The sequence below is a fragment of the Micromonospora sicca genome (assembly GCF_003172935.1).
In the GTDB taxonomy this organism is placed as follows: domain Bacteria; phylum Actinomycetota; class Actinomycetes; order Mycobacteriales; family Micromonosporaceae; genus Micromonospora; species Micromonospora sicca.
Window position 1 is genome coordinate 1 of the sequence record NZ_QGKS01000376.1, and the last position, 9,341, is coordinate 9,341.

Annotated in this window: 7 protein-coding genes and 2 pseudogenes; 6 read left to right on the forward strand and 3 right to left on the reverse strand. The window is 67.6% G+C overall.

The features are described from left to right. Nucleotides 1-186 precede the first annotated feature (186 nt). A complete protein-coding gene (locus DKT69_RS29970; RefSeq protein ID WP_146231250.1) occupies nt 187-504 on the reverse strand; it encodes a hypothetical protein in 318 nt (105 codons plus the stop codon). 646 nt (nt 505-1,150) lie between these two features. On the opposite strand from DKT69_RS29970, the pseudogene DKT69_RS29975 reads away from it, so the two are divergent. Next, nucleotides 1,151-2,383, forward strand: a pseudogene (locus tag DKT69_RS29975) (IS110 family RNA-guided transposase). A 211-nt stretch (nt 2,384-2,594) separates the two neighbouring features. On the opposite strand, the gene DKT69_RS29980 reads toward DKT69_RS29975, so the two are convergent. Beyond that, the gene (locus tag DKT69_RS29980) at nt 2,595-3,668 is read right to left on the reverse strand and encodes an NAD-dependent epimerase/dehydratase family protein (RefSeq protein WP_109804812.1); all 1,074 of its coding nucleotides are present in this window, start codon (nt 3,666-3,668) and stop codon (nt 2,595-2,597) included. 226 nt (nt 3,669-3,894) lie between these two features. Here DKT69_RS29980 and DKT69_RS29985 point away from each other — a divergent pair, with 226 nt between their 5' ends. The 5 genes from DKT69_RS29985 (at nt 3,895) to DKT69_RS38620 (ending at nt 8,750) form a co-directional block, all read left to right on the forward strand. Further along, the gene (locus DKT69_RS29985; RefSeq protein ID WP_201749931.1) at nt 3,895-4,068 is read left to right on the forward strand and encodes a hypothetical protein; all 174 of its coding nucleotides are present in this window, start codon (nt 3,895-3,897) and stop codon (nt 4,066-4,068) included. Between the two features lie 364 nt (nt 4,069-4,432). Further along, nucleotides 4,433-4,891 (forward strand): SRPBCC family protein, encoded by a 459-nt coding sequence (locus DKT69_RS29990; RefSeq protein ID WP_109804813.1) that lies wholly within the window; start codon nt 4,433-4,435, stop codon nt 4,889-4,891. Between the two features lie 75 nt (nt 4,892-4,966). After that, complete coding sequence (locus DKT69_RS29995) at nt 4,967-6,562, forward strand: IS1182 family transposase (protein WP_201749930.1); 1,596 nt, start codon at nt 4,967-4,969, stop codon at nt 6,560-6,562. Nucleotides 6,563-7,045: 483 nt separating this feature from the next. Continuing rightward, a complete protein-coding gene (locus DKT69_RS30005) occupies nt 7,046-8,446 on the forward strand; it encodes an IS30 family transposase (RefSeq protein WP_109804815.1) in 1,401 nt (466 codons plus the stop codon). Further along, on the forward strand, nt 8,430-8,750 hold the full coding sequence (locus tag DKT69_RS38620) for an integrase core domain-containing protein (protein ID WP_161557983.1): 321 nt from the start codon (nt 8,430-8,432) through the stop codon (nt 8,748-8,750). Before DKT69_RS30005 ends, DKT69_RS38620 begins: the two co-directional genes overlap by 17 nt. A 251-nt stretch (nt 8,751-9,001) precedes the next feature. Here the strand turns inward: DKT69_RS38620 and DKT69_RS30015 are convergent. After that, nucleotides 9,002-9,341: pseudogene (locus tag DKT69_RS30015) on the reverse strand (SAM-dependent methyltransferase); the annotation flags it as partial.

Below are 9,341 nucleotides of genomic sequence, written 5' to 3' on the forward strand. Positions count from 1 at the left end.
CGCACCACCGGCACGCGGCAGGACCCAGCACACCTGCAACCCTGAAATCGCCCGAGCGGCTTGCTTGAGCCGTGTGCCGCGACGAGTTGCACGCACGGTTCTGAGGGGGCCCCGGCGCAGCAATGCGCCGGGGCTACCCGACTGCGCGTCGCGGTCGTGATCGCGCGGGTATGGACTCTTGGGTCGTCAACAACTGGCAGCGGCGTGCCGGCGGAATTCCTCGCGGGTCATGGCTTGGGGCTGCGCGAACGGCTCCGGTGCCGCCCACACCTCGCCGTCGGAGAGCGAGCGCAGGTCGCCGAGTGTGAACTCGACCATGGCATCGTTGCCGGCGTTCTTGTCAGTGGTGTCCGCCCAGACGCTGTACGTGCGATCCACCGCGAACGCGGTCAGCAAGCTGCCCGGCTTCGTCGTCTGCAATTCCCAGCCCGGCGGGGTCTCCAGGAGTCGAATCTGACTGATCGGTTCGTCCGCGCGAGGGGGAACGTCGGCGACGCCCCACACGTTCCCGATCGTAGAGCTGGTGGCCGACGCGGACGCGGTCATGGTCTCAACTACCGAGATCCCGGACACGCGCGTTCCACCGCATCGGTGGACAGCGGCCGTTGGGTGGCCGTCGTCAAGGTACACGGCGGTGATCGAAATTTGGCGGGGCGTGCATCCGGTCGTGAGTAGGCAGCACAGCAGGATCACGACGCATGCGAAACCCCGGCCCGCCAGCGCCGCTGCCCGCCAGCTACGCCATGCAACTGCTATATGCGTTGGGGGCCACATAACCCGCATGATGGGCGTCATAGGTTGATCAATGGCGCCGGCACTGTAACGATCCAAGCTCGATGCACGCCGATCAGCAGATTCCCTCGGAGGAGGCCATGACCCATGGGTACCGCCGTTCGCCGACTGTCCTCTTCTAATGGGTTCTGTCAGCCTGCTGCGGCAGGATGGCTCCGGTAGCGGCTGGCGGGTCAGCACTCTTCTCTTCAGGCCTTCAAGGTCTTGCGGCAGACCGAGCGCCCGCTGGTCGTGAGGAGGCTGGACAGCTGATGGGATGACGTGCCCCGGATGTTCGCGGTGAGTACTTGGCCATTAGATCGCTGAGGTCTCTTCCACGCTGCCATGGACGACACTGTCCATCGAGGAAGGTGGCGTGATGCTGTATCTGGGAGACGACTGGGCCGAGGACCACCACGACGTTGAGCTCGTCGACGACCACGGTGCGAGGTTGGCCCGTAAACGGCTACCCGAAGGTCTCGACGGCGTCACCCGGTTGCACGCGCTGATCGTCGAGCGGATGCCCCCGAGTGGGCCGACCTGAACCCGGGCGAGGCCGCAGCGCAGGTGCGGATCGGGATCGAGACCGACCGCGGCCCGTGGGTGCAAGCATTGATCGCGGCCGGCTATCAGGTGTATGCGATCAAGCCGATGTCCGTGGCCCGCTACCGCGAACGGCACTCCACCTCGGGGCGAAGTCCGACGCCGGCGACGCGCACGTGCTCGCCGAGATCGTGCGACTGGACCATGCCCATCACCGACCTGTCGCCGGGGACAGCGACCAAGCCGAGGCGATGAAACTCGTCGCCGCACCCATCAGACCCTGATCTGGGACCGCACGCGGCAGCTGCTGCGGCTACGCAGCGTCCTGCGGGAGTTCTTCCCCGCCGCCCTGGACGTCTTCGACGACCTGACCGCGTCGGACGCGTTGGAGCTGCTGGCGCGTGCGCCGGATCCTGCTCGCGCCGCCCGCCTATCGCGGTCGCAGATCGCCGCGGCGTTGCGGCGGGCGAAACGCCGCCAGGTTGACGCCAAAGCCGCCGACCTGCAGCAGCGACTACGCGGGGCGCAGCTGCGCCAGCCGGACGCCGTCCAGGCCGCCTACGCGGCCATCGTGACCGCTCAGGTCCGGCTGATCGCGGCGCTCAACGTCGAGGTCGAGCAGCTCGGGCAGGTGGTGGCCGAACATTTTGGCCGGCACCGGGACGCTGAGCACTACCTGAGCCAACCCGGCCTCGGCGTGGTCCTCAGCGCCCGGATCCTCGGCGAATTCGGCGACGACCCCCACCGCTTCACCGACGCCAAAGCCCGCAAGAACTACGCCGGCACCTCCCCGATCACCCGCGCATCCGGCACCCGCACCATCGTGCTGGCCCGCTACGCCCGCAACCGACGACTCGCCGACGCCGTCCACCAATGGGCATTCTGCGCCCTGAAAGGCTCACCCGGCGCCCGCGCCTACTACGACGCCCTCCGCGCCCGCGGCACCGGCCACCAAGCCGCCCTACGCCAACTCGGCAACCGCCTCGTCGGCATCCTGCACGGCTGCCTCAAAACCAATACGACCTACGACGAGGCAACCGCCTGGGCACATCTCCAGCCCACTTCTTGACAACCTCAGAACATGGGATGTCTGCCGCCGACCGGGTGTCACAGCGCGTGACGGAGGAACGGCAGCGACCGGCGCGGTCGTGCCGAGATGAGGATGCCTTCCCTGCGCGGGGCGGCGGGGTGGTGTCGCGGCGCCGGGTCATCAATCGGCGGGGTCGGTCTTCGCTGCCGTGGTCTTCGTGCGCGTGCTGGAGGGGACGCCGGGTCCGGGATCAGGCTTGCGTCCGCCAGCCGTCGTTGACGTCGTAGATCTCCTGCAGCATCGCCTTGACGTCGTACTCCGGCGCCCAATCTGGATAGTGCCGCTGGAACAACTCGTTGCTGCCGATCCACCAGATGTGGTCGCCGACCCTCGTCTGCTCCTCGAAGGACAACGTGACCTCGTGACCGCTGATCTCCTCCGCCAACCGGATGGCCTCGAGCACCGAGCAGCTGGAATACCGTCCGCCACCCATGTTGTATACGGCCCCCGGGTGCGGATCGGCGATGACCGCCGCGAAGGCGCGGACAAGATCCGAGACGTGCAGGACGTCGCGGACCTGCTTCCCGCCATAGCCGAGCACCGTGTACGGCCGGCGCCGTGCCACGACCTGCATGATGTAGCCCAGCATGCCGTGCGACTTGCTGGCCGCATGCGCCGAGCCGGCGATCACGCAGTTGCGGAAGGCCGCCGCTCGCAGGCCGTGATGCAGCCCGTACTCCTGGACCATGATGTCCGCGGCGACCTTGGACATCCCCAGCGAGGTGTGCGTCGATCCGTCGATGGACATCGTCTCGGTGACGCCGTTCTGGTACTCGTGACCGGCCTCGATCTCCCACCGCGTCGCCAGCTCGCGCATCGGCAAGCTGTTGATCCGGTCGCCGTAGACCTTCGAGGTGCTGCAGAACAGGAAGACCGCCTCCGGGCACCATTGCCGGGCCGCCTCCAGCAGCCCGAGCGTCGCCGTCGCATTGATCTCGAATTCCTCGATCGGGTCACCCATCGACCACTTCGCGTGTCCCGGCTGCGCGGCGGCGTGCACGATCACCGCGATGTCCTTGCCATACCGGCGAAACACCGCGCCGACCGCTTCACGGTCGCGGACGTCGACATCGTGATGCACGTAGCTGGCGCCGAGGTCCGTGGAGAGCCGGCGCAACGTCGGACGAGTGGAAGCCTCCGGACCGAAGAACTTGCTCCGCAGATCGTTGTCGAAACCGACCACGAGATATCCGCTCGACGTGAGCATCCGTACGGCCTCCGAACCGATGAGGCCCGCCGACCCGGTCACCACAGCCACAGACATCCAACTCTCCCTCAGCCAGTCCCTCGTCACCCCGCCCCCACGGCGAAGCCCACCGACGCCGTCGACAGCAACCTCACCATGGCGCCCGAACAAGATGCCGATCTTGACTGCAACGGACGAGGCTCCCAAACAACATGCCGATCAAGGTCATCGACAACCTTAAGGCTGACCAGCCACTCGACCTTGGAGGCGCCCGAACAACCTGCTGACCTGGTGCCCGATCAAGGTGCCGGAATCACCCGCCCGCCGCTTCGGACTCGACGACCGCGGGCGCATCGCCGCCGGCCTGCGCGCGGACCTGCTCCTCGTCGACGGCGACCCCACCACCCGTATCGGCGACACGCTGAACCTGCGTACGGTCTGGCGGCGCGGCACCCCCACCCAGCTCACGATCGACTGAACAAGGCCACTCACCAAGGAGACGGGCCGACCATCGCCTTCAAGTCTCCAGGCCCGCCTGCGGCGTCAACGCCCCCAACTGCGTCGCAGGTAGGGCTGGTGGTCGTGACGCCGTCACATCTGGCCGGTATGGCACGTACGACGACCCTGGCCGTGCTGTTGCGCGACGACGTCGTCTCGGCTCGGGCGGCACAACACGCGACGAGCCGCCGCTACCACCGGGGCTGCGGGCCCGCACCCGCGTTTGATTCGGTATCCGCATCTGCCGCTGTCCGCGCGTTGGCCGCGCCCAGCCCACCGCGCTGCGCTGTCATAGCCGATGTGAGTGCGCCACGATCCCGAGCGCCGGACACTAGATTCGCTCCATGTACTCGACCCAGGTATCCCAACTCGTCAAGGCACCGCGCTCAGCCGTCTATCGGGCACTGCTGGACCCGGCCGCAGTCGCCAAGTGGCGAGTGCCCACCGGCATGAGCGGCCACGTACACGAGTTCGACGCGCGCGAGGGCGGCTCGTTGCGCGTCTCGCTCACCTACGAGGCGCCGGACAATACCGGCAAGTCAACGGCACACACCGACAGCTACCACGGCCACTTCGTCAAGATCGTGCCCGACCAGCAGGTGGTCGAGGTCGTCGAGTTCGAGACCGACGATCCCGCGCTCCGCGGCGCGATGACCATGACCACGACGCTCACCGACGTGGACGGCGGCGCAGAAGTCGTCGTCGTTCATGACGGCATTCCCGACGCGATCCCGGCCGAAGACAACGAGACGGGTACGCGCATCGCCCTGGCGAACCTCGCCAGACTCGTCGAACTCGGCTAGGTGACTGGTGTTAAACGATGGCCGTCACCGGCGTGGCGGCCATCGCTTTCTGTCGATTGCTGATAGTTTGCCGGTGTGGCGTTGGGTGTGGCTTCGCAGCAGTTGGATCTGCTGGATCCGGTGACCCGGTTCTGTGAAGAGGCGTTGCCGGCGAACTCGATCTTCGCGTTCCTGCATGAGCATCGGCAGATGCTGTTTCCGGACGGGATGTTCACCGACCTGTTCGCGCAGATCGGTCGCCGGTCGGTGCCGCCGTCGGTGGTGGCCACGGTGATGGTCCTGCAACGCCTCGAGGGGCTGTCGGATCGGGAGGCGGTGGACCGGTTCACGTTCGACGCGCGCTGGCGTTACGCCGCCGGGGTCGGCGGCTGGGACGGCGCCGGCCGGGTCGGGTTCGCTCACACGGTGCTGGTGGACATGCGGGAACGGCTGCGCCGCTCCGACCGGCCGGACCGGGTGTTCGAGGTGGCGTTGGACGCCGCCCGGGCGGCGGGGTTGCTGGGTCGGCGGCGGGTCCTCGATTCCACACCGTTGTATGACGCGGTCGCCACGATGGACACGGTCACGCTGATCCGCTCGGCGGTCCGGGGGCTGCTCGCCACCGCCGACGGCGACCTGGCCGCACGGTTGCGGGCTGTCCTGGCCAGCGGGGATGACTACACCACGACCGGCAAGCCGGTCATCGACTGGGACGACAAGACCGCCCGTGATGCCCTGGTCGACTCCCGGGCCCGCGACGGTTACGCGCTGCTGGCCGTCCTCGACGGGCTGACGCTGCCCGAGCCGGTCGGTCAGGCGACGCGGCTGCTGGCCACGGTGCTGGGCCAGGACTTGGAGACCGGCGACGACGGCGTGCTGCGCATCGCCCGCAAGGTCGCCCCGGACCGGGTGATCTCCACCGTTGACCCCGAGGCCCGGCACGGGCACAAGACCAGCCACCGCGGCTTCGACGGCTACAAAGGCCACATAGCCGTCGACCCCGACGCCGAGATCATCACTGCGACCACGGTCACCGCCGGCAACACCGGCGACGCCGAGCCGGTCGCCGACCTCATCACCGATCTCACCGACGCCAACGAGCCCGCCGAGGACACCGCAGCGGTCTACGGCGACGCCGCCTACGGCGCCGGCGAGGTCCTCGACCGGCTCGACGCCGCTGGGATCGACATCAAGACCAAGGTCCAGCCACCGAACGCCCCCGCCGGGAAGTTCACCAAGGACCGCTTCGACATCGACCTGCAACGCCAGCAGGTCACCTGCCCGGGCGGCGTCACGATCCCGATCCGGCCGGTGCAAGGCCACGACCGCAACGCCGGCAGGGCCGACTTCGGCAGCGCCTGCGCTACCTGCCCGCTGCGCGGGCACTGCACCGAGTCCAAGACCGGGCGCAGCATCACCATCGGCCACCATGAAGCCCACCTCACCACCGCCCGCACCCGCCAGACCGACGCCGCCTGGCAAGCCGACTACCGCACGACCCGACCCAAAGTCGAACGCAAGATCGCCCACCTCATGCGCCGCCGTCACGGCGGCCGACGCGCCCGCATGCGCGGCCGAACCCGGATCGCCGCCGACTTCACCCTCCTCGCCGCCGCGGTCAACCTCGCCCGACTCGCCACCCTCGGCCTCACCCACACCCGCCAACACGGCTGGACCCTCCAGCCCGCATGAGACAGACGCCCTCAGGCCAGCCGGACAACACCCTCGAACACACGGCATGAAAGACCCACAACGCCTATCCAGCAACGGTTCGACGCCCAGACCACCCCAGCGACGTCACCGACCCCGCCATCACGCTCAGGCAACGATGGCTGGCCGCACAGCCCGACCAAACCACCGTTCCACACCAGTCACCTAGGGCGTGTTTCCTGGATCTTGCGGTTAGGGGTGCGGTATTCAGTTGTGGTGAGTGGACGGTTCGAGTTCACTGATGCCGAGTACGCGGTGATTGCGCCATCGCTGCCTGCGATGACGCCGCAGCGGGGTGGGCGGTGGCGTGATCGCCGATCACCTGCGCACCGACCTGGTCGACGCCGCCCTCACCGACGCCCTCGTACGCCGCCGGCCCGCCTCGGGCCTGGTCTTTCACTCCGATCGCGGCTGTCAGGGTGAATTCAACCGGTCGTCGCAACACCTCGTCGGAAGGGTGAAGCGATGGCGTATGGGCCGGGGCAGAAGCGGGTTCGGGAGTATCGGGGTCAGATTCCCTCGCCGGGACGACCGACGGTGGCGTGGCGTGAGGACAGGGTCAAATTCTGGGCGGCGATCAGTCGTGGTGTGATGACCGAGGACGCGGCCACGGCGGCGGGCGTGTCGTCGCCGGTTGGATTCCGGTGGTTCCGGCACGCTGGCGGCGTGAATCCTGCGTTGCCCGCAACGGTGTCGGGCCGGTATCTGTCGTTCAGCGAACGCGAAGGCATCGCTCTGTCGAAGGCGCAAGGCATGGGCGTCCGCGAGATCGCACGCCAGCTCGGCCGAGACCCGTCGACGATCTCGCGGGAGTTGCGGCGCAACGCCTCGACCAGGACATACCGGTTGGACTACAAGGCCTCGACCGCGCAGTGGCATGCCGAGCGTCGAGCCCGCCGGCCGAAGACCGCGAAGCTGCTCACGAATGAGCGACTCCGGGAGTATGTCCAGCAACGGCTTGCCGGTGCGATCCGGACAGTGGACGGCCGTCCGGTCGCCGGGCCGAAGGGCCCACAGTGGAAGGGCCGCAACAAGCCCCACCGGAGCGACCGGGCATGGGTGAACGGGTGGAGTCCGGAGCAGATCTCCCGAAGGCTCAGGGCCGAGTTTCCGGAGGATGAGTCGATGCGCATCAGTCACGAGGCGATCTACCAGGCGCTCTACGTCCAGAGCCGTGGTGCTCTCAAGCGCGAACTGGTCACCTGCTTGCGGACCGGTCGGGCGCTTCGCGTCCCTCGGGCACGCGCGAAACAACGCGCATGGGCGCACGTCACCAGCGACACGCTGATCAGTGAACGTCCCGCCGAAGCCGCGGACCGCGCCGTCCCCGGGCACTGGGAAGGAGATCTGATCATCGGTTTGCAGCGTTCCGCGATCGGGACTCTGGTCGAGCGGACGACCAGGTTCACGATGCTGATCCACCTACCACGCGAGGACGGCTGGGGTGTGATCCCGCGGACGAAAAACGGGCCGGCTCTCGCCGGGTATGGGGCGATCACGATGAGCAAAGCCCTCGCCGAGACGATCACGACGCTGCCCGAGCAGCTCCGCAGATTGCTGACATGGGATCGCGGCAAGGAGTTGTCTGCGCATGCACGGTTTACGGTCGAGACCGGAGTCCCGGTGTTCTTCGCCGACCCGCATAGCCCTTGGCAACGCGGCAGCAACGAGAACACCAACGGGCTGCTGCGGCAGTACTTCCCGAAAGGCACCGACCTGTCCAGATGGAGCGCCGACGAGATCAACGCTGTCGCTCACGCGCTCAACAGCAGACCCCGGAAAACTCTCGGCTGGAAGACTCCAGCCGAAGTCCTCGACGAACACCTACGATCGCTCCAACAACCCGGTGTTGCGACGACCGATTGAATCCGCCCAATACACCAGCGCCCAGCACGCCCGCCTCGCCGCCCGCCACGACGTACGGCTATCGGTGGGCCGGCGCGGGCAGTGCTGGGACAACGCCGTCGCGGAGTCGTTCTTCGCCACCATCAAGACCGAACTGCTGCACCGGCAGGCCTGGCCCACCCGCAAAGCCGCCCGCCAGGCAATATTCGAGTACGTGGAAGGCTGGTACAACACCCGCCGCCGGCATTCCAGCCTCGGCTACCTCAGCCCCACCGCCTACGAGACCACCAGCCTCAGCCCGGTACCCGCCAGCAAGGTAGCGTGAAATCACCACATCGACCCTGTCCGTCGAAACGGGTCAAGCCCAGTCACGGTGATCGCTGTCGACGTGTTGCAGTGACACAGAGGCCACCCAAGTCATCTGCTGAACCTGAGCGCTTGATCACGTGCGCGCTCATGCCGCGATCCGCGCGGTGCAACGTCCCGGGTGGCGGTGTCCGCTCGCGCCGAGAGGAGGATGTGGGGGCGGGACCCGTAGCCGTGCCGGTGGACCGGTCGTGCGGATTTCCGAGTGATTCAAGCAGGTTTCCGGCCCCAGGACGAGATCATGGGCGAGGTGGCGAGGTCGAGAAGTCCCGCTGCGACGTTGTCGAGATGCCGGTCGACTTCTTCGTTGGTAGCCAGGCCGGCGGCGACCAGCCGGTCGCGGATCTGCGCCACGGTGGCCTGCTCCAGCAGGGTGCAGGCAGCGCCGGTCATCGGGAAGAAGGCGTCGGCTTCGACGTCGATGAGTCCCGCGCCGCGCAACAACCGAGGCAACGTGCGCCCGTAGGACAGGTCGACACCACGCTGAGCCATCAGCGTGCGGAAGTCGCGCTTGAGTTTGTTGGCCAGCCGCTGGGCCGGTCCCGACTCG